Here is a 20,986-nt window from a genome sequence, read left to right on the forward strand (position 1 = left end):
CACGGCTTGGAGGGTAGAATCGGTCATGGCGTATCCATCCTATGCTGGTTGTGATCTGGCGTGATCAATCAGCAGGATACGCCACCCTTCCTTCTGCCCTCCATACACAAGACTTGAGCTTAACTCCTGCTGTCCATCACCAGCGTGAAACTGCATCCACGCTGGATCAGTCTGTTGCAGACGGATCCACGTCAGGCGCGCCTGTTGAAAGCCTGGACGGCGGCCCTGCATATGTTGGAGATCTCCGCCGTGGCGGTTGGTATCGAACACTCACGCCAGCGCCAGACCATGATGGATCTGGGCTTTGACCAGTTGCAGGGATACGCCTTTGGAGAGCCCATGGCGCCAGAAGAGGATTACGGCAAGTGGTTGTCCAAGGTGGAGACATCGCTCGAGCAGCATGCGGGTGACTCCGCCGCCTCATGAGGGTTGGGCTGTCAGGCGCTGGAACCGACAAGGCTGGCGCTATCGAGGGGTGAAGCCATCAGGCAAGGCTCGAAGCCATCAGGGACTCACGTCATTGCCGCGCACGAGCGTCATTTCGGCTCAGCTGCCGGTGAATCACAGGGGCAGCGCTGAAATGCCAGGGTGATATTGGCGGCTTCGAGGCCCAGTTTGCGCATCGAGGTCCGGTTCAGGATGCGGCCATCCGGTTGCAGATACATCCAGTCATCCATGCTGAACTCCCAAGTACTGTCGTCGATCGGCACCTGAAGCACGTAGTTCATGCGCAAGGCATTACCGCGGGTCGTCGCTATCGCTTCGCCCGTCACATCCGCCGCTCGACCAGTCCATTGGCGATCACCCGCCGGGGTAAAGGTCCAGCGGCGGTGTTGTGTCTCGCCATCGGCATAGACGAAGTCTTCCTCCAGAATCAGCTGGTTGCCTTGCATGCTGCCGATGACATCGACCACGAACCGCCGCATCACCTCGCCACGGTAATCCTGCACCATGCCCCAGCCACGTGTGTGGCCCAGGAAGTAGTCATCGATGCGAAGCTCAGGGCCGCTGCCCGCGTAATCCTCTATCTGAGGTCCGCTACAGGCTGACAATCCCGCTGCCATGATCAACACGGCTGCGCGGCCGCTGATGCGCCGAAGGCGTCGAATGCCGTTGTGCATGAATCCAGCGCTAGCTGACAGACAGGACGGGAAGGAGGGCATCGCTGACTCCGGTTCGCGCCGATCCGTGAGTCATCACGGCGCGCGGCAAGGTTGAGTGACAAGATGAGCGGTGTGGGTCACATGTGGCCCGAATTATTCTACAACACTTGTGCATGAATGCTATCAAGGATAAGTTTGTTCGCGCTCCTGGGCAACGGGCTGTTTGGCACTTGGATCGTGAAACAGGCCATCGTTGATGCAAGCCGACAGGTTCAACTCGCTGGACTTGGCCCGACGACTCGACTTGATGGACCTGACCTGATGGATCAAGGCAACTGACTCTACGGGCGCCCAGGATCACTGATGTAACCCGCATACCCTATGGTTCGTATAATATATATTATGTTAATACCGACACCAATGGCGTCTATGTCAATTGTGTCATCCATGTGAGGGAACCCTTGGATTAGGCTTTGCGGCTTGACTCATATGCTCACCATGTCAAATATGGTGTATTCCATGGATGGTGATGCTTATGAGACTTGTCAAAATTCGTTACAGCGACACCGCTGTCTCGTGGACCGTGCTCGATCATGATGGTGGCACCGGCGATCCTCCTCGTGACTGGATCGTCCACCTTGAGGAGATAAATCTCTCTCCGAACACGATCGTCGCTTACGCCCGTCACATGGCTCGCCTAGGCAGTTACCTCAATGCCAACGGTAAATCGGTATATGATATTTCGGTAAGCGATTACGATCGCTTCCTTCAGTGGCTGCCTTACGCCTTAAGTGCTAAAGACGAGTCGCCGCCAGAAAACCTCTTGAGCTTTGATGCGCGCTCCCTTCAAAAGCTGTCCCCATCGCTGAAAAACCAACTGCACTTGGCGACCAAATCCTTCTATCGCTATCTTCAAGGCCGAGATCCATTCGAGCATGTTCAAGGAACGCAGTCTCAGCATCACTTGGGTCTCAATAGCTATAAGCCCTTCCTGGAACACATCAACAGCCGGCGCACAACCAAACAGAAAGATCGTTACCTGAGCGGTGATATTGGTAAGGTCCAAAAACAAGTCACCGAAAAACGCTTGTCTCCAGAAAAAGTGTTACGGCTTATCCAAGCCTCCTACACGATGAGAGATGCTTTTCTAGTGGCGTTGCTCTACAACACAGGCATGCGTATTGGCGAGGCTCTGGGGTTACGTCACACGGACATTGATCTTGAAGATAAAATCATATGGATCATTCCTAGAAACGATAATGAGAATGGTGCCAGGGCTAAGGGGCAGCGTGTTCGTGCCATCCCTGTCATGGGCTACCTGCTCGATATGTATGAAGACTTCATCACAAGCGATGAATATCAAGATGCTTTTGAAACGGGTACCGAATATATATTTTGTAATGTTCAGCGAGGTCGTATTGGACGTGCCCTTTCCCGTAGCTACGCAGAGAACCTGAAAAACTACTTAAAGAAGCGAACCAGTGTCACTTTTACTTGGCATCATTTTAGACACACGCATGCTAGTGAAGCTATTGCTGATGGCTATGGATTACTCGAAGTAGCGGAACGCCTAGGTCATGCCAGCCCTCAGACAACTTTGGCATTTTATAAGCATCTATTTAGCCATGAAGTGAGAAAGCTTCATCTGACAGGCCCAGAAAAATTAGAGAAGCGCCTTGAGGAATTCAGGAAGTTACCACATGTCACTGATAGAGGCGTAAAATGGATCTAAAGATCATTCAGGGAAATTCCGACAATCAGCTTCTGTACAAAGAGCAACTTTTGTCGAAAATTGAATCCTATGATAACAAGCTATTTTTTAATGATACTTGGGATCAAGCATTTGTGAAAGCAATCAAATGTTTTGCAAATGAGCACGTCGGAGTAAATAGCCCTATCGAATTTACTGGACTGCCATTGATGCCAAAGCTTGAGCTAAAATGTTATTGGGCAAAATTCCTTTCAGATGAACGTAATAACTCGTATTCTTCTGTAGAGCGAAGACGACTACCGATGCAATGGCTAAATAGTGAATGGGCTGAAATATCCATTCAATTTGGAGTTTCTTGCATTGCAGATATACCTTGTCCTGAGTTCATGGCGGACTATAACTCGTCTTGTGGAGAGAAAAGTTCTAAGCGACATAATACTGATCTTTTAAATACTTTTTCGAGATATTCTGGTAATCCGAAAAGGAAAAAAATCAAGCAGACCTACGTTCGTGAAAACAGCATTGTTGAAAAAGAATATCTTTCACCTCGCATTACAATTGCAGGCGATATTCATAAAAATATCGTAATTCAGAGAGAGCAGTTCAAGCCTTTGCAGAGACGCATGATCGTCTATCTAAACGATCTTTATAGCGAAGATGACTATAGATTTAAAGATGCACAACGTACTACAGACAGGTACCTTAACTTCTTCCGTTATTCTGAATGGTTGCGTGATGCTGTACGTTATCATGTCATTAATAAGATTCAGCATGGTGAGCTGGCACCAAGTACACTTATTGGTTACATGGGGAGGTTTGTACACTTTAGTGATTTTATGCACGAGAAGTTTGAGGCGCCCTCTCCCGCTTTTATATCTGACACGCTCATTGAAGATGAATATTTGATATGGGGCAATAACAAAGAGCTGTCTGGGAAAAACTGGTTTACAGACACTGTGGCAATGCTACAGACAGCTTCACGGGAGTTCTCTAATGACTGGCCTTCATTGTCAGTATCGAAAAGAACGGCCAAGAAAATTAAAAAGACCTACTATAAAGAAGGACTGGGGCGGATAGGATATGCGAATGAAGGCGTAGGACGCTCATATTCACAGCGCATTATTGATGATATACATGAGGCTATCAAATATACTCGCTCCCCTATACCTCAAATATTCGTACTGATTCTAGCCACGGGCATGCGCGCTGAGGATGGGCATTCGGTGCTCTTTGATTGCCTTAAGGATGATCCAGATGATGATAATTTCATGATCCTCCATTTTTGGCAGAATAAGGTCAGAAAGTGGAACAGAAAACCACTTTCCAAAAGTGACAAGTCACATTCGACTTTGATAAAAGTTATTGAAAATCAGAGGAAGTCCATAATCCTGAAGTATGGCAGACCAACCAAGTACCTCTTCCCCAACGTTAGAGGTACACGGGAAAGTTTCTTGTCTCAACAATGGACAGCGAATGAGATAAAGAAAAAGGTCATCAGTCAACATGTGAAAGATGATGACGGGAATCCCCTCGGTTTTTCTTGGCACCCTCTTCGCCATACAATGGGTACTTCTTTAGCACAAAACGGCCATGATATTCTTAATATTATGATGGAGCTAGGCCATACTAGTCCGGATATGGCGACGGTCTATGTCAATAATAGATTGGAATTAAAGAAAAGAGCACTCCTAGAAAAAGGTGGTGGAAGGTTCTTCACAATACACGGCAGTGTTGATGATAGGATTGGTGAACTTCTTGTCAGAAAAGAGCAACTAGCAGCCACTCGTGTTTGCGGTGGAGCTTGTTCGATGCCAGCTCAAATAGGAGATTGGTGTGAGCATGCCAATGCATGCTATACATGCAAGCATTTTAGAGCTGATGCTAAAGATGTAGATTTTTTCAAGTCTGAAAAAATTGCGATTAATGCTCTCATGCAAGAGCAACAAGAGGAATCCATAGAGCTGGCAGAGTCGGGTAAGTTAAGGATGTCAGAAATTACTACACGTCGCTTCCAAAAAAATAAAGAAGTTTACGGATCTTTAGAGAAAATTGTTTTGGCAATAGAAGAAAATGGCGCATTCAAAGGTACTGAACAGAAAGTCAAGCAGATAAAGCTGGAGTTTGAAGAGTGAGCACTAGTAATACAGAAGGTCTCAAGCAGGCCAGAGAAGAACGTAGTTTGCGTAAGCGCCGTGCTGTTGAAGACGCTATCGCTGCCTTGAAAGAGCGCAACGAGACTATTACGTTTAAAGATGTTGCTTCACTCGCTGGAGTAAGTAGACAGTATCTTTATAATAACTTTAAAGCAGCAATATCAGCTGAACGTGATAGCTCACGTTCAGCTTCTTTAGAGATAGATGGTGTGGTCGTCCCTTCACGCACTTCTGAAGAATTTCGGCATATTGAAGCTGTGCTGCGCAAAAAACTAGACCGTATGAAGCAGGAGCTCAGCTCTGTACGGAAAGAGAACTCTATCCTTAAGCAAGAATTGGAAAAAGAGAGAGGCCGTTCAGAGCACTTTAGACGAAATTGGATATCTGCTAGTACTAATCGAAAATAAAAATACAATTTATCGAAATAATATTATAAAGGGAGCAGTGAAACTATGCCTATATCGTTTACACCAATCAGCTATGAAGATGACTGGTCTGGCTCAAGCTGGACCATCGATGACGAAGACAATTTGTCATCTTTAATAGCGCACATAGCATTAGGTCAGTCTCGTTCAGTTGAAAAAATTCTCAAGGAAACTGGCTCTAACTTTCCTAATACTCTAGGCTCTGCAATTACTGGAGCTAGGGGCCTGTTAACGCGCAAAAGTGCAGAAGATCCATATCATCGAGATGGTTGGTTATTCCAGATCATATCCTGGATCGCAGCTCGAAAACAAAATACCGAGGCAATTATAAGGGCTCCTCATATGAACCATGCACACAAGGGGCTCGATGGCTTGATAGTCGAAATGAGTGACAATAAAGTTGATTATGTAGTTATATGCGAAGAAAAAGCTACAGAAAACCCAAGGAAAAAAATCATAGAGCAAGTATGGCCTGAGTTCGAGCAATTTGAAAATGGCGAGCGTGATCACGAACTTGTCGAGATAGTAACCTCTTTGATAGATCGACATAACCCTGAATACTGTGACGAAATAATAGAAAAAGTGTTATGGGATCAACAAAGAGCTTTTCGAATTTCAGTGACAGGTAGTTCACAACATCAAACTGATAAAGCTAAAAAAGCACTTTTCAAAGGTTATGCAACGACTATTTCTGGAGACCCGGGGAAACGTCGGGCTGAAATATTAATTATTGATAACCTAAGAGATTGGATGGAGAAAATTTCACAAGCTGCTCTACAAAAACTTGACGTCGAGATTCAAAATGTATGATCCAACTACTGCCCAAAAAATAATGACGACACCTAAGCTAAAAGGCTTAGATAATGATAATCTTCCAGATATATTGTCTAGGATGTTTGCAGAAATTGTCTCCACTAGATTCAGTTTGCGCGACCAGAAGTTGGGTGATTCTGAACTAGTAGAGAGTGAAGCTTGGGCTCGACGCCTTGCCTATACTAATGAGGCTTTAGTGGCAGCGCACCCTGACCGTAATAATAAAACATCGGCTGCTTTTGTAGGTGCAACAGCTCACCAATTAGTTTATCAAATCAAGAGTCTTAGAAGCACCGAATACTCTGAAAGCTTCCTTACATACGACGGTATAAGCTCTGACATAGCAGCAATGTTGCTTTTCCTAATAGGGCAGTCTCCAGCAGATGCTTCTGAAGTTGCTTCTCAATTAAATTCTAGCAACGATACTCATGCCAAAGGAGCACTAATTCATAGGTTGAAGCTCTTAGGGTTAGGTCAGGTCGGCAAAATCCTTAATCAAGAAAGCATAGATCCTATAGTTAGCCCTGAAGAAAATATAGGTGAGCAAGCAGTTGCAGTCTTATATAATCGTATCTCTGAAGGTATTAGCTATTTAGCAGAACACCTTGCAGGATCTAACAAATCCTTACAAGATCCGATAGTCATATTCGAAAATGTGAAATCTCTTTCAGCACCAGAGGAAGAATATACTGATGATTTTTTCACTAAAGGAACAAGGTTGACCGTCTTTCCTGGACCATTCCACTTAGCTAGTTTACTTACTAGTGTGGCATCGTCTCTTTTGGATAGAGCTATTGCAAAGATTAAACCTCCAAGTGGGGTTAACAATCAATTGTGGTATTCATCACTAAGAGAAATTGCTTCAACTCGCCCATACTTGTGGCCTAACCATCAGAAAGCAATTAGCGAGGGGTATCTTGAGCCAGGTGTATCTGCCGTTGTGGCATATCCAACTGGTGCTGGGAAATCTACTATTTCTCAACTAAAAATAAATACAGCACTATTGTTGAATAAAAAAGCTATTTTTTTGGCTCCTACACATGCGCTAATAGCTCAAACAGTCAAAGATTTGAGGTTATCATTACCAAAGGCAAATATTAAAGGGAAAAGAGCAGATGAAATTGATCTTCTTAATGAATTGGAAACCCTTCCAAATATTCTTGTTTTGACTCCCGAAGCCTGTCTGTTACTCATTTATAAAGATCCACTTTATTTCCAAGATGTAGGAGTTTTGGTTTTTGATGAATGTCACCTTATTCACCCTAGAGATGCTAAGGATAGAAGATCAATAGATGCCATGCTCTGCCTTCTTAACTTTGTTAGAGTAGCAAATAATTCAGACATTATATTGCAGTCTGCGATGTTGAAAAATACTGGAGAAATAGCAGAGTGGTTAGAAGAACTTATTGGCCGAAAAACTCTTGATCTATCGATGGAGTGGAAGCCTACACGTCAATTGCGTGGATGCGTAGTATACGAAAAAAAGCAACTAGACCAACTTAATCAAATGCTGCGGAAAGAAAAGTTATCATCAAAAACAATAGGTGTACCTAAAAGTGTAGAAAAAAAGTTATTTGCAAAGCCCTACGGATTCTTTAGTGTCCAGCAGACTTGGCAAAGTAAAAAAAGAAATGATTATTCATTCTTACCCTTCCACAAGGATGCTGTGCCTTTATCTGCAAATAAGTTTTGGAAATTAACCCCCAATAGCGGAGTGCTATCAGCAAGTCTAGCGGTATCTGCAGCACTCTCAGGTGTAAAAACATTGATATTTGCACCTGAAATACCAAGAGCTGTTTCTATATCAAACAAGGCCGCAGAACTCTTAGGTAACACTATTATTGAGCTAAATGAAGAGGAGCGTAGATTATACCAGTTAGCTTTAGATGAGATGGGACATAAAAGCCAACTATATATTTTGGTTAACAATGGCTGCCTCAATAGTCGAGCTGCTGTACATCATGGCCAATTGATACCGGAAGAACGCCTATTAATCGAATCTCTTTACAAGCGTGATAGTGGTCTTAGTATACTTTCTGCTACACCTACTCTCGGTCAGGGTATGAACCTACCAAGCGAGTTAGTCATTATATCGGATGATAGCCGATTTGATCAGGAGCGGGGTGGGCGTTCTGTGCTTGAGGCCCAAGATTTATTGAATGCAGCAGGCCGAGCTGGGAGAGCAGGTCAAAATGCTACTGGAATGGTTATTGTAATTCCTGGTCAAGTCACAGGACTAAACGATAGTGAAAACCAGATTGGTCAACGATGGGCAAATCTACGGGAGATTTTCAGTCAGTCTGACCAATGCCTTACCCTTGATGACCCAATAACCGCAGTAATGGATAATATCCATGCTCAATCTGATAACTCAGGAGATCTTGAGCGTTATCTTGTTTCAAGGTTGGCTAGTACTGATAGTGAAAGCAGCTCTACTATATTGTTATCAAAAACATTCGCAGCTTTTAAGAAAAGAAAAAAACTTGATTCCGAATGGATCGATAGCAGAACACAGTCAGCATTATCGCTTCTGGGTGATGTAGAAGAAATGACTCAATTCGATAGGGAAATTAGGGACATCTCATCAAGTCTTGGGCTTCCAGAAGATATACTTCATGACTTAAAAAACGATATTACTGTTTGCATTGATACTTTAGATCTTAGTATCTTCGGATGGTGCTCTTGGATATTCAACTGGCTTGAACAACATCCTGAATATTTTGCCCGAATATTTCGTCTCGAAGATCTTGAATATCAATTTGGCTCTAGCCTTAGGAGTTGTGAGACAGATACAGAACGTGCAATTTTTGCGATACCCCTGCTCAAACGACTCCTCGCCGAGTGGATGGAGGGCCAGCCATTAAATAAGATGCAAGAGTCCCTACCTAATGCGCCTAGAGAGAAGAAAAAAAGCACAGGTGCCAGAAAGTTTGTGATAAGGTTAATTCCAACGATTGCACATTTTTTTGGTGCTCCCGCTCTCTTACTGTCTAATTCCGGACAAGAAACGGCTAACAAAACAGTCACAGTCTCTTCTTCTCTAAAAAGAGTTGGGCATTGCGTTAGAAGCGGTTATTCCACATTGGAATTGTCAGCTCTTGGAATTATTATGTCACACTCGAACCTATCGAGAAGAGAAATGCATCAACTATTTGAGGATATAAAGTTATACATATCTCCTGGGAATGATCATGAAACTTGGGAAGAAACTATAAGTAGAGTTTCACATGCGGCTATTGCCTATAACTTACATTAGAATACCACTAGTGCTTGAATATTTTTATAAATATTAATTTTCAGCGCCCTTACGTAGGGCGCTTGTTATAGCTTATGGTTCTCTTTTCTTAACTATGCTACTAAAGACCTAAGAGTACTCTCCCGAGAATATTTGAGCTAGTGTTCTATACCGAGGCGTTATTGGTGTCAGTCAATCGGCTTCTCGATCACCTTGCGTAGCTCTGAACTGCTGACCTGCCGGAAATCCTTTCCAGTGGAAAGTACTACAGTATCAAGACATTGGTGTTTTCGTGAGACCTTTGCTGGCCCGGATAGTAGGGATCACAGGAATGTATCTCTGACCAAGCTGGAGCTCTTTGCATATGCATGTAGTGGACACCATCGGTCGCGTTTCGATGCAACTCACGACTGACGGAACTGTTCTGAATACCAACGTCCTCCACATAACCTGTATGAGCACTCAATGCATGACAACGCATAGTTGACACTAGAAATGGGCTAACTTTTTGATTATATTCAGTTAACACCATTTTGGTGTGCATACATGTTAAATACGATGTTTCGTGAGCGTGCTCAAGCTGTGTACCTCGGTGCCTTGTTCATCCGGGCTTTGTTCATCCGGGCTGTGTACGTCAATGCTTGAGCGTCGATCTTCAGGCACCTGACTTCAGGCACCTGACCTCCTCCGCGCGAATGACAGCTTCTGCATAGCTGCTTGTGAACCTCAGGTTCTGCTTGTCATTAAAGTCAGTCGATAAAGTCAGCCGATGGAGTCAGCCGACGTTCCCGCCTATCTTTTGCTGAGTGGCCTGCATTTGAACAGTTTGGCGACAGTCTGACTCGCTTCGTCGGCGGGCTCGCATCCGAGATCGTGTCACTGCCATGCTGTGATCCCGCGCTGATGATGCAGTGACATCCTGAACAATGCGCAAACAGTGAGGTCTGGCTATGCAAACTGCCGCGAAGGCTGCTCTTGTCTGGAGGGTGGATTCCATCAAGGTTTTCGTCACCTGAAGGCGACGCAAGCCAAGCTGGCGTTATACGTCCAGCCGGCTGACAGCGGCCCTGACCCACGCCAGGCGGGAGCTCGTGTGGTCTGTCCTCGACTGGCGACAGAAAGTGATCGCTACGTTGGTGAATCGCAGGAAATGGCTCGGCGTCAGGTGCTGAAACATGGACAGTCACCATTCGGGCTACGTATGATCGCCCCCAGTAACGCTTCGGTGCTAGAACGCCCAAGCTATACAAGGGAATACCCAGGCATCGTCGGGTCAGTGTGCTGACTGACTGACGATGGACAAGAATTATGTCTGCCGTTCACACAGGTTGTAGAGCGGCAGCAAGGCTGAACAGGAACCTTCTCCCCTATGCTGATCCGCAAGCTGCTATTGCCTGTTACCTTGACCAGTGTCGTCGTCATGGCCGGCTGCGTCCCGGCACAACCGCAACCGCAGAAACCGGTATTGACGCCAGATGCCTTCTCGCAGCGCATCGATGCCCTGCAGGAACAGCTGGCAGGCCAATGCAACGTCCAACAGCAGCAACTTGCCGACCAGCAGGCGCTGAGCCGCTCTCTGCGTCGTGACGTGCGAGAAGTCGGCAGTCAGCTGCGCCAGATCCATGCCGAGATGGAACAGCCCGCACAGCCGCAGGCCGTGGAAGCCTGCAAGGCCGTGACCGACAACCCCATCCTCGACAAGACCCTGCTTGGGCGCGTCGAGTGGGTCGGCTTCCCGACCATCAGCAGCTACTTCAAGGCACGCATCGATACCGGTGCCAATACCTCGTCGCTGTCGGCGCGTGATATCACCGAATTCGAGCGCGACGGCGCCAAGTGGGTCAAGTTCAAGCTCGCACTGCGGGATGACGGCAAGTATTTCGTGTCAGGCGATCGTGACAAGTGGGTCGAAGCCCAGGTCAGCCGCACGGTGACCATCATCCAGGCCTCCGGGCGCGAAGAGCGTCCCGTCGTCAGCCTGCTGATGACACTGGGTGACATCAAGCAGAAGGTCGAGTTCACCCTCAATGATCGTCGTGATCTCACCTATCCGGTATTGCTGGGCCGTCGCTTCATGATGGACATCGCTGCGGTGGACGTCAGCCGTACCTTCATCAATGCACGTCCGGAGTACCCGGGCAGTGCACCCAGTAACGAAGCGGCCAAGGACGAGGACCCGAACGAAGGCAACCGCGACTGAGTGGCAAGCGCCCTCCTGTCTCCTCTGCCCGGCTTCGCTGCCTGACATGGCTCGGTGCGCCACCGAGCCATCATGACTGCTCCAGACATTTCAAGGACTCCCATGTCGCGTTTTGCTTTCTATCTTCTGGTCGGCCTGTTGATGCTGATCGGTGTGGGCCTGACCGCCTATCGCCATATTTCGTTTGATGTGCCCTGGGTGCCCGGTGCACAGCAGAAAGTGTGGGATATCGAAGCCCAGGTGGCCTTCACGGCCACTGGCGGCCCGGTCAAGGCGTCGCTGGCGCTGCCGGAAAACCAGAAAGGCTACAGCGTCCTGACCGAGAACACGGCGTCCTCGGGCTTCGGGCTGTCCTATCTGGATGACCTGCCGGGCCGTCGTGCCGAATGGTCGATCCGTGAAGCGGCAGGCTCGCAGCTGCTGTATTACACCGTGACCATGCTGGAGTCCGACAATGCGACGCCTGCGGCCATCAAGCGCCTGCCTGCCCCTCAGGAAGTCTCCTGGGAGCGTCCCTACGATACCGCCGCGGCCCAGGTCATCGATCAGGCCCGTGAGCGCAGTGCCGATTCGTTCACCTTCGCACGTGAGTTGATCAAGCAGTTCGACAATCAGCGTCAGGGCGAGAATGCGCGCCTGCTGCTGACCCAGTTCGAGCGTCCCGAGTTGATGCTGCGCCTGCTCAATGAGGCCGGTGTCAGTGCGCGTCTGGTCAGCGGCCTGAGCCTGGAAGACGGTCGTCGTCGCCAGACGGTCTCGTCCTGGTTGCAGGTCTTCGCCGAAACGCCGCAAGGCAACGAGGCGGTGGATGTCGAGGCCGCCGACGCTGAAGACATCAATACCGACTGGGTGCTGATCAACCCGGAAACCGGCAAGCAAGGTGAGCCGGACAACCTGCTGCTGTGGGAAGGTCGTGGCGCGCCGATGCTGGAAGTCGAAGGCGGCGTGAATTCCCGTGTCAGCTTCTCGATGATCCGTCACAACGAGCCGGCGGCCGTCGCGGTGCGCAACAAGCTGGCCAATGACGAGCTGCTCAACTTCTCGATCCACTCCCTGCCGCTGGAAGAGCAGGCGCTGTTCAAGACCATCCTGCTGATCCCGATCGGCGCGCTGGTCGTGGTGCTGCTGCGTGTACTGGTCGGTCTCAAGACCTCCGGTACCTTCATGCCGGTATTGATCGCCCTCGCCTTCATCCAGACAAGTCTGGTGACCGGCTTGATCGGCTTCCTGCTGATCGTCGCGACGGGCCTGGTGATCCGCAGTTACCTGTCGCGGCTCAATCTGCTATTGGTGGCGAGGGTCTCGGTGGTGATCATCACGGTGATCGCGATCATCTCCATCTTTTCGGTACTCGCCTATCGCTTCGGTCTGAACGCCGGCCTGACCATCACCTTCTTCCCGATGATCATCCTGTCGTGGACCGTCGAGCGCATGTCGATCCTGTGGGAAGAGGAAGGTCCCAAGGAAGTGCTCAAGCAAGGTGGCGGCAGCCTTCTGACCGCTGTGCTGGCCTATCTGGCGATGAACAATCCGTGGGTGCGTCACCTGACCTTCAACTTCCTCGGTCTGCAACTGGTGCTGATGGCCTTCATTTTGCTGCTCGGCAACTACACCGGCTATCGTCTGCTGGAATTGCGCCGCTTCAAGCCGCTGACGGAGGATTGAGATGCTCTCGTCATGGCTGAATCGCTGGTCGCGCAACTGGACCACGCCGGGCGCCTTGCGCGCCCGGGGGGTTGTCGGCATGAATCGCCGCAACATCGGATATATCTCGAAATACAACGACCGCCGCCTCTATCCGCTGGTCGATGACAAGCTGCAGACCAAGCTGCTGTGTCAGAAGTATGGCCTGGCCTCGCCGGAGATGATCGGCAAGGTCGCCAGCCAGTTCGAGGTCGAGCGCGTCGTCGACATGGTGCGCGATCACGCAGGTTTCGTGATCAAGCCGGCCAAGGGCTCAGGCGGCAAGGGGATCCTCGTCATCGAGCACCATGATGGCGAAGAGTATGTGAAGCCCAGCGGCGCGCGTATCACGCGTGCCGACATGGAGCGCCACGTCTCCAACATCCTGTCAGGGCTCTATTCGCTGGGCGGCTCACCGGATGTGGCGCTGGTCGAAGGCTTGATCTCCTTCGATCAGGCCTTCGCCGAGTTCACCTATGAGGGTGTGCCGGACATTCGCGTCATCGTCTTCAAGGGCTATCCCGTGATGGCGATGATGCGCCTGTCGACGGCAGCCTCGGATGGCAAAGCCAACCTTCACCAGGGCGCGGTCGGTGTCGGGCTGGATATCGGCAGTGGTTGGGCGGTGCGCGGCGTGCAGTACGATCGCCCGCAGTTCGCGCACCCTGATACCGGGCACGATATCTTCTCGCTCAAGGTGCCGCAGTGGGACACCCTGCTCGAGCTGGCTGCCGGTTGTTACGAGATGACGGGGCTGGGGTATCTGGGCACCGACATGGTGCTGGATCGTCGCCATGGCCCGATGCTGCTGGAGCTCAACGCCCGTCCGGGGCTGGCCATCCAGATGGCCAATGGCGAGGGCTTGCGCAAGCGGCTCGAGCTGATCGAGCGTCAGCCCGACGGCGTGCCGGTCGCCGAGCGTGTCGCCTTTGCGCGCAAGCACTTCTCGCGCAGCAAGGAAGATGTCGCCAATGTCGGCATGGCGCCCATCGCGGACTGATGTCGGGCTCCCTGGGTCTGCCGAACGACTGTTTTGCTGACCGATGCCTTGGTTGATCGACCGCTCCAGCGTCTGGAAAGACAAGAACACCCCGCCTTGGCGGGGTGTTCTTGTTTGGTGAGTCGCAAGCGAAGCCTCGGCTCAGCCGGGGTCCATGCTCAACATCAGGCGGCTACCATTGGGCACCACCGGTGAGCGATGGATCAGCCCTCGCCCTTCGTTGCCCGGCCAGCACTCGCCCTTGAGCAACGCCAGGCTGCCCGGGCGCAGCTCATGTATCTCGCCGGGGGCCAGGCAGATGTCCTGATGGCCGGGCTGGCCGTGGCCCAGTGCCAGTCTGTCGGCGGCATGTTCCGGCAGCCACTGGGTGCCCGGGCCGTCGTAGGTCGTCACCAATCTGACCGGGATGCGGTCGACATGAAAGCGCGGGCACATGGCGCTCTGGGTCATCTCCAGTCGCATGCTGATATCCTTGACCTCGAAGAGCTCGCCCATGGCCTCACCCAGCACGCAGATGTCCTCTATCAGCGCAGCCCCGGCATCCGGTGCCGGAAGGTAGCGCTCCAGCGCCTCACGCAGATCACTGATCGGGCCGCGCCAGCGCATGCGCAGCGGGTAGGCACCCGAAGATTGAGCCTTGACCGCCATCTTCAATGCCGCATCGATGCGGCGTTGCATCACGGCCAGACTGATGTCGGGTTCGAAGATCGCCCCCAGGTCACGTGCCTCGTGACCGATATGCCAATGGGTCGCGGGCCTTGGCGCCGACGCGGGGGGCGAAGGTGGCGAACTGGCTGCCAGGCGTGTCTCGGGTCGTGTGTGAAGGGGTGGGTGCAGCGCCTCGAACTGGGCCATGAATTCCTCCTGTCAGGAATGGTCGCGGGTCTATCACCGCGACCAGAAAGCGATAATTGTTATGTTATATCATATTGATCGCTTGTCCACGCTTTCATGTTAGCTCCGCGCCGTGCGTTGCCTTTGAGTGACTCACGCAGCCCCGATGCCTTTGCCGGTGGCCCGTCATGGCCCATTTGCCCTAGAATAAGCATCTGGTCATTCAGGCTGCGCGCTGACGCACTTGCCCTCATCGCGCTTGACGCCTTTTGACATCCGGGATTCACGACACTCAGGATTCTTCATGCCAGAGCCACTTTCGCTGATCGACCAGGCCGAACGTCAATGTCTGGCGCGCGGTGTGCGATTTACGCCGATTCGGCGACGTGTACTGGAAATGATCGCGACCAGTCATGGCGCACTCAAGGCGTATGACCTGCTGGATCAGCTCGCCAAGGAACATGGCGCTGCCCGCCCTCCCACGATCTATCGTGCACTGGACTTCCTGCTCGAACAGGGCCTCGTCCATCGCATCGAATCACTCAATGCCTACCTTGCCTGCCACTGCCCGGAACATCAGCACGGATTCCAGCTGTTGATCTGCCGCGGCTGCGGTCGTGTCGAGGAAATGCATGATGACGATCTCGGTACTCGGCTAGTCGCCAGCGCCGATCGCCATGGTTTCTCGATCGAACGCCAGACCATCGAACTCGAGGGGCGTTGCCAGGATTGCACCTCTCAAGCAGCTGCCATGGCAGAAAACGCTCAGTGAACGGCGCTTGCGAGCGCTTTTGATACGATATAACATTTGCTTCCCACGGAGGACGTCACATGCTGGACATCCGCATCTCACAGGCGCAAGTCGTCAACGAAGGCACCATTTCCACTCAGGATGTGGGCATCAAGGACGGGCGTATTCACGCCATCGGCAGCGACCTGTCTCACCTCGATGCACGTGAAGTGATTGATGCCGCCGGCCGCCATCTGCTGCCGGGCATGATCGATGATCAGGTGCACTTCCGTGAGCCGGGCCTGACCGCCAAGGGCAACATCGCCACCGAGTCAGCTGCTGCCGTGGCCGGGGGGATCACCACCTTCTTCGACATGCCCAACGTCAAGCCGGCGACCCTGGACAGCGATGCACTGGAAGCCAAGTTTGCCGTGGCGGCCGGTCGTGCCCATGCCAACCACGCCTTCTATCTGGGTGCCAGCAACGACAACCTGGAAGCGATCAAGACGCTGGATCCGAACCAGACCTGCGGCATCAAGATCTTCATGGGCGCCTCTACCGGCAACATGCTGGTCGATGATCCGGAGATTCTCGAAGGCATCTTCAAGCATGCACCGACGCCCATCGTCACGCATTGCGAAGACACGCCGATGATTCTCGAGAACGAAGCGCGCTGGCGTGAGCGCTTCGGGGAAGACGTGCCCTTCTCCGAACACGGCCTGATCCGCTCGCGCGAAGCCTGCATCAAGAGCTCGCGTCTGGCGATCGACCTGGCGACGCGCAACGGTACCCAGCTGCATGTCCTGCACCTGACCACCGCCGAGGAAATGGCGCTGTTCAAGGCCGGCCCGATGAAGGGCAAGCAGATCACCGCCGAAGTCTGCGCGCACCACCTGTGGTTCAGCGACGCCGATTACGACACCCGTGGCAGCCTGATCAAGTGCAACCCGGCAGTGAAGACCGCCGAAGACCGCGCCGCCCTGCGCGCTGCCGTGATGGATGGCCGTATCGATATCATCGCCACCGATCACGCACCACATACCTGGGAAGAGAAGCAGAACCCGTACTTCAAGGCGCCTTCCGGCCTGCCGCTGGTGCAGCATGCCCTGCTGTCACTGCTCGATCAGGTACAGGACGGCATCTATGACCTGGCGACCCTGGTGCAGAAGACCAGCCACAACGTGGCGGATCGCTTCTCCATCGTCGATCGCGGCTACATCCGTGAAGGGGCCTTCGCAGACCTCGTGCTGGTCGACCTCAACGGCGAGACCAGCGTTACGCGTGACAACGTGCTCTACAAGTGTGGCTGGAGCCCCTTCGATGGCGTGACCTTCAAGGCGCGTATCGATGCGACCTTCGTCAACGGCGTGAAAGCCTATGACGGCAAGACCGTCAATCCGGTGGCCAACGGCCAGCGACTCTCGTTCAACCGCGGCTGATGGCGGACCTGGCGTGCCGGTTCTCGGCACGCCCTGCCCGCATCATGCCGTGATCACTAGCAAAGGAAGTGGTGTCATGAGTATGCATGCGGGCTCTCCCCTGGCGTCTCGCCAAGTGTTGTGTGAAAAGCTGCTGTCTCGGGTCCAGCGCACGCTGGGTCCGCGGGCCGCGCGTGCCCTGCCGCTGAGTGTGCTGGGCGTGCTTGCCGCATTCGCCACGCCTGCCGCCCACGCCCAGGACAGCGCCCCTCTGCATGTGGCCGTCAGCGTGCCGCCCATCGCGTGGATGGTCGATCAGCTGGCCGGTGAGCATGTCGAGATCACCACGCTGGTCAAGCCGGGCGACAGCCCGCACGCCTACGACCCGACCCCGCGCCAGGTGGCCGAGCTGTCGACGGTTCCGCTCTATCTCGCCATCGGTGTGCCCTTCGAGCAGGTGTGGTTGCCGCGCCTGGTGAAGAACAACGCCGAGATGCAGGTCGTGCATCTGGAAGAGGGTCTCAACACACGCCACTTCGGCAGTGGTGAGGCGCATGACCACGGTCATGATGAAGCGCATGCTCATGAGCAGGACGCGCATCACGATGGTGATCACGACGATCATGATGAGCACGACGAGCATGCTGATCATGAGGCCCACGAAGAGCATCACGGCGAGCACGAAGGTCACGAAGAACATCATGCCGAGCACCACGATGAGCATGCTGATCATCAGGCGCATGGTGCCCAGCATGACGAGGATGAGGACCTCGGCGAAGCCGACCCCCACCTCTGGCTGGACCCGCAGCGCATGCAGACCGTCGTCGAGCGTGCCGCCGAGGTGCTCGAGGCACGCCTGCCACAGCATGCCAGCGAGATCGATGCCAATGAGCAGCGTCTGCTCAAGACCCTGAGCGAGCTGGATGCGCAGATCGCTCAGACGCTGGCCCCCTACAAGGGCCGCAATTTCCTGATCTTCCATCCCAGCTTCGGCTACTTCGCGGACCGCTACTCGCTCGAGCAGCATGCCATTGAAGTCAGTGGCCGTGAGCCCACGCCGCGCGAGATGGCCACGCTGATCACGCGTGCCAAGGATGAGAACATCGGCACCATCTTCGTCTCGGGGCAGTTCTCCCAGACGGCAGCCAAGCGGATCGCCAGCTCCCTGGAGGCCGAAGTGGCCGTGCTTGACCCGCTGGCAGAGGACTATCTCGACAATCTGAAGCACGCCACCGAAGCGCTGAAGGCGGGTTTCGAGTTGACTGACAGCCAGTAATTGCCGGCCGGGTATTGCGCATATCGTCTGATCTTGCACAATGCCCTGCCCCATCGAAAAGTCAGACGGGCGCTCATGCGCCCGTCTGCGTTGCAACGAGGTACCTTACGTCATGGTCAGCCCCATCTCCGTCGCGCGCCCGCGTACGGACAGCCATCCGGAGGCGTCAGCCACCGGGCGCAGTGTCGGACCGGTCTTTCGCCCGGTGCCGGCAGATGCTCCGGATGCCATTGATATTCGCGGCGTGACCTTCCGGTATGGCGAGCAGGTCATTCTCGACGATGTCGACTTTCAGGTCGGCGCGCGCGAGATAGTGGGACTGATCGGGCCCAACGGTGGCGGCAAGAGCACGCTGCTCAAGCTGATACTCGGTCTTCACAAGCCGGCGGCTGGCTGTGTCCGCGTGCTGGGGCGCACGCCCAAGGCTGCCGCGCGCCATATCGGTTATGTGCCGCAGTTTGCCAACTTCGTGAAGCGCTTCCCCATCCGCGTGGAAGATGTCGTGCTGATGGGACGTCAGGGGCGTCGTCGTCAGTGGGGCCCCTGGCCACGCGCGGACCGTGAGGCGATCGGTGCGGTGCTGGAAGAAGTCGGTATCAGTCATCTGCGCCGTCGGCATATCGATGCCCTCTCCGGCGGTCAGCTGCAGCGTGTGCTGATTGCCCGCGCCCTGGCGGCCGAGCCTCAGTTGCTGCTGCTGGATGAGCCCACCGCGAGTGTCGACAGCGACGGCGAGCGCTCCCTGTTCGAGCTGTTCAATCGCCTGGCCAACCGCATGAGCGTGGTGGTGATCAGTCACGATCTCGGTTTCATCAGTGATTACGTCGATCGGGTCGCCTGCCTCAACCGCAAGATGATCGTCCATGACACCGAGACGCTCACCGCTGAATCGATCGAGCGACTCTATGGTGAAAACGTCCAGATGATCCATCACCATCACTGATGTCGCGGCCGGTGACTGTCCGTCTGGCCTGTTTCACTTCCTTCACGTCGCCCGCTCTGCGCTCTAGGCTTACATTACATGAATTTCATCACCGCCCTGGGCAGCCAGGATTTTCTCCAGAACGCCCTCTTCGCCGGCCTGCTGGCCAGTCTTGCGGCCGGTCTGGTCGGCCCCTATGTCGTGGTACGTCGCATCGGCTATCTGGCCGGGGGTATCGCCCATACCGTGCTTGCCGGCATGGGGATCGCCTACTTCATGGGCGCAAGCCCGCTGGTCGGCGCCTTCATCAGCGCCATTCTCGCCGCCTTGCTGATCGGCTACATCAGTCTCAAGGGCTTTGATCAGGAAGACACCGTCATCGGCGCGCTGTGGGCCATCGGCATGGCCACCGGCATCCTGTTCATCAGTCAGACCCCGGGTTACAAGGTCGACCTGATGAGCTATCTGTTCGGCAACCTGCTGCTGGTGCCCGCGGATGCCATCGGCACCCTCGCCTGGATGGTGGGAGGCCTGGCACTGGTGTTGCTGCTGGTGCATCGCCCGCTGACCGCGGTGATCTTCGATGAAGAGTTCGCGCGTCTGCGGGGCGTGCCGGTCAAGACGCTCTACCTGCTGCTGCTGGTGATGGTGGCGATCACCGTCGTGCTGCTGTTGCAGGCGGTGGGCTTGATCATGGTGCTGGCCTTGCTGTCCCTGCCTGCCGCGCTTGCCGGTCATCATGCGCGCTCACTGGGCATGATGATCGTGATCGCGAGCCTGGCGGCCATGGCCTTCACCACCGGTGGGCTGGCGCTCTCCTGGCAGCTCGACCTGCCGGCCGGCGCGACCATCGTGCTGGTGGCCGGTGTCGCCTACCTGCTGTCGCTCATCTGGCGCAGCGCCCGTGGCGGGCTGCGTCGCTGATTCGCGGCTTGTGATATTGAATACTGCGTGAGCCCCTGCCAGCGTGACATGACGCTTGAGGGGGCTTCGATATGGACTCTGCAAGGAAACACCCTCAATGGCACAGGATGGACTGCTCAAGTCGCTGGAGAATGCCGACGTCGGCGAGAAGGTCGCGCTGGAGGCGCTGATCGCCGCCTTGCCCTGGAATGGTGACGGCCTGATTCCCGCCATCGCGCAACAGCATGACAGCGGTGAGGTACTGATGATGGCGTGGATGAACACCGAAGCCCTGCGCGAGACGCTCTCCACCGGTCGCGTGTGCTACTTCTCACGCTCGCGCAGCAAGCTGTGGCGCAAGGGTGAAAGCTCGGGCCAACAGCAGAAGCTGGTCAGTGCGCATCTGGACTGCGATGGCGATGCCCTGCTGGTCAAGGTCGATCAGACAGGCCCTGCCTGCCATACCGGGCGCAAGAGCTGCTTCTACTGGCGCCTGGATGCTGAAGGTGCCGAGATTACCGATGCACCGATCATTGATCCGAACACCCTGTATGGCAACGCCTGAACGTCGCCACCCCCT

The 20,986-nt window shown here is 53.4% G+C and carries 17 protein-coding genes; 15 read left to right on the top strand and 2 right to left on the bottom strand.

Annotation, left to right across the window (positions count from 1 at the left end; genetic code table 11):
• Positions 1-135 precede the first annotated feature (135 nt).
• The gene (locus IZU87_RS04100; RefSeq protein ID WP_349305161.1) at positions 136-426 is read left to right on the top strand and encodes an EAL domain-containing protein; all 291 of its coding nucleotides are present in this window, start codon (positions 136-138) and stop codon (positions 424-426) included.
• A 110-nt stretch (positions 427-536) separates the two neighbouring features.
• Here IZU87_RS04100 and IZU87_RS04105 read toward each other — a convergent pair whose 3' ends face one another.
• Complete coding sequence (locus IZU87_RS04105; protein ID WP_242007790.1) at positions 537-1,163, bottom strand: DUF3833 domain-containing protein; 627 nt, start codon at positions 1,161-1,163, stop codon at positions 537-539.
• 475 nt (positions 1,164-1,638) lie between these two features.
• Here IZU87_RS04105 and IZU87_RS04110 point away from each other — a divergent pair, with 475 nt between their 5' ends.
• The 8 genes from IZU87_RS04110 (at position 1,639) to IZU87_RS04145 (ending at position 14,323) form a co-directional block, all read left to right on the top strand.
• Positions 1,639-2,835 carry a tyrosine-type recombinase/integrase gene (locus IZU87_RS04110; protein ID WP_249330432.1) on the top strand — a complete coding sequence of 399 codons (1,197 nt, stop codon included), beginning with the start codon at positions 1,639-1,641 and terminating at the stop codon, positions 2,833-2,835.
• Entirely contained in the window at positions 2,826-4,946 is a 2,121-nt protein-coding gene (locus IZU87_RS04115; RefSeq protein WP_213113767.1) for a tyrosine-type recombinase/integrase, read from the top strand. The genes IZU87_RS04110 and IZU87_RS04115 overlap by 10 nt, the downstream gene beginning before the upstream one ends.
• A complete protein-coding gene (locus tag IZU87_RS04120; protein WP_213113768.1) occupies positions 4,943-5,374 on the top strand; it encodes a DUF6262 family protein in 432 nt (143 codons plus the stop codon). The genes IZU87_RS04115 and IZU87_RS04120 overlap by 4 nt, the downstream gene beginning before the upstream one ends.
• A gap of 45 nt (positions 5,375-5,419) precedes the next feature.
• Complete coding sequence (locus tag IZU87_RS04125) at positions 5,420-6,202, top strand: hypothetical protein (RefSeq protein ID WP_213113769.1); 783 nt, start codon at positions 5,420-5,422, stop codon at positions 6,200-6,202.
• Entirely contained in the window at positions 6,195-9,461 is a 3,267-nt protein-coding gene (locus tag IZU87_RS04130) for a DEAD/DEAH box helicase (protein ID WP_213113770.1), read from the top strand. The genes IZU87_RS04125 and IZU87_RS04130 overlap by 8 nt, the downstream gene beginning before the upstream one ends.
• 1,348 nt (positions 9,462-10,809) lie before the next feature.
• Positions 10,810-11,640 (top strand): ATP-dependent zinc protease family protein, encoded by an 831-nt coding sequence (locus IZU87_RS04135; RefSeq protein ID WP_054556656.1) that lies wholly within the window; start codon positions 10,810-10,812, stop codon positions 11,638-11,640.
• Between the two features lie 102 nt (positions 11,641-11,742).
• Positions 11,743-13,305 carry an inactive transglutaminase family protein gene (locus tag IZU87_RS04140; RefSeq protein ID WP_043334234.1) on the top strand — a complete coding sequence of 521 codons (1,563 nt, stop codon included), beginning with the start codon at positions 11,743-11,745 and terminating at the stop codon, positions 13,303-13,305.
• 1 nt (position 13,306) lies between these two features.
• Positions 13,307-14,323 (top strand): alpha-L-glutamate ligase-like protein, encoded by a 1,017-nt coding sequence (locus tag IZU87_RS04145; RefSeq protein ID WP_043334235.1) that lies wholly within the window; start codon positions 13,307-13,309, stop codon positions 14,321-14,323.
• 141 nt (positions 14,324-14,464) lie between these two features.
• Here IZU87_RS04145 and IZU87_RS04150 read toward each other — a convergent pair whose 3' ends face one another.
• Positions 14,465-15,178 carry a DUF1826 domain-containing protein gene (locus tag IZU87_RS04150; RefSeq protein WP_213113771.1) on the bottom strand — a complete coding sequence of 238 codons (714 nt, stop codon included), beginning with the start codon at positions 15,176-15,178 and terminating at the stop codon, positions 14,465-14,467.
• Positions 15,179-15,461: 283 nt separating this feature from the next.
• Here IZU87_RS04150 and IZU87_RS04155 point away from each other — a divergent pair, with 283 nt between their 5' ends.
• From IZU87_RS04155 to hisI, 6 genes are all read left to right on the top strand, one after another.
• On the top strand, positions 15,462-15,929 hold the full coding sequence (locus IZU87_RS04155) for a Fur family transcriptional regulator (protein WP_043334236.1): 468 nt from the start codon (positions 15,462-15,464) through the stop codon (positions 15,927-15,929).
• 59 nt (positions 15,930-15,988) lie between these two features.
• Positions 15,989-17,326 carry a dihydroorotase gene (locus IZU87_RS04160; RefSeq protein ID WP_107334788.1) on the top strand — a complete coding sequence of 446 codons (1,338 nt, stop codon included), beginning with the start codon at positions 15,989-15,991 and terminating at the stop codon, positions 17,324-17,326.
• A 76-nt stretch (positions 17,327-17,402) separates the two neighbouring features.
• On the top strand, positions 17,403-18,581 hold the full coding sequence (locus IZU87_RS04165; RefSeq protein ID WP_213113772.1) for a metal ABC transporter solute-binding protein, Zn/Mn family: 1,179 nt from the start codon (positions 17,403-17,405) through the stop codon (positions 18,579-18,581).
• A 112-nt stretch (positions 18,582-18,693) separates the two neighbouring features.
• Positions 18,694-19,524 carry a metal ABC transporter ATP-binding protein gene (locus IZU87_RS04170; protein ID WP_082388762.1) on the top strand — a complete coding sequence of 277 codons (831 nt, stop codon included), beginning with the start codon at positions 18,694-18,696 and terminating at the stop codon, positions 19,522-19,524.
• 78 nt (positions 19,525-19,602) lie between these two features.
• Positions 19,603-20,427 carry a metal ABC transporter permease gene (locus IZU87_RS04175; RefSeq protein WP_213113773.1) on the top strand — a complete coding sequence of 275 codons (825 nt, stop codon included), beginning with the start codon at positions 19,603-19,605 and terminating at the stop codon, positions 20,425-20,427.
• A 97-nt stretch (positions 20,428-20,524) separates the two neighbouring features.
• A complete protein-coding gene (gene hisI, locus IZU87_RS04180; protein ID WP_213113774.1) occupies positions 20,525-20,971 on the top strand; it encodes a phosphoribosyl-AMP cyclohydrolase in 447 nt (148 codons plus the stop codon).
• Positions 20,972-20,986 lie beyond the last annotated feature (15 nt).

Source organism: Cobetia sp. MC34, from assembly GCF_018340035.1.
Taxonomy (GTDB): Bacteria; Pseudomonadota; Gammaproteobacteria; order Pseudomonadales; family Halomonadaceae; genus Cobetia; species Cobetia amphilecti.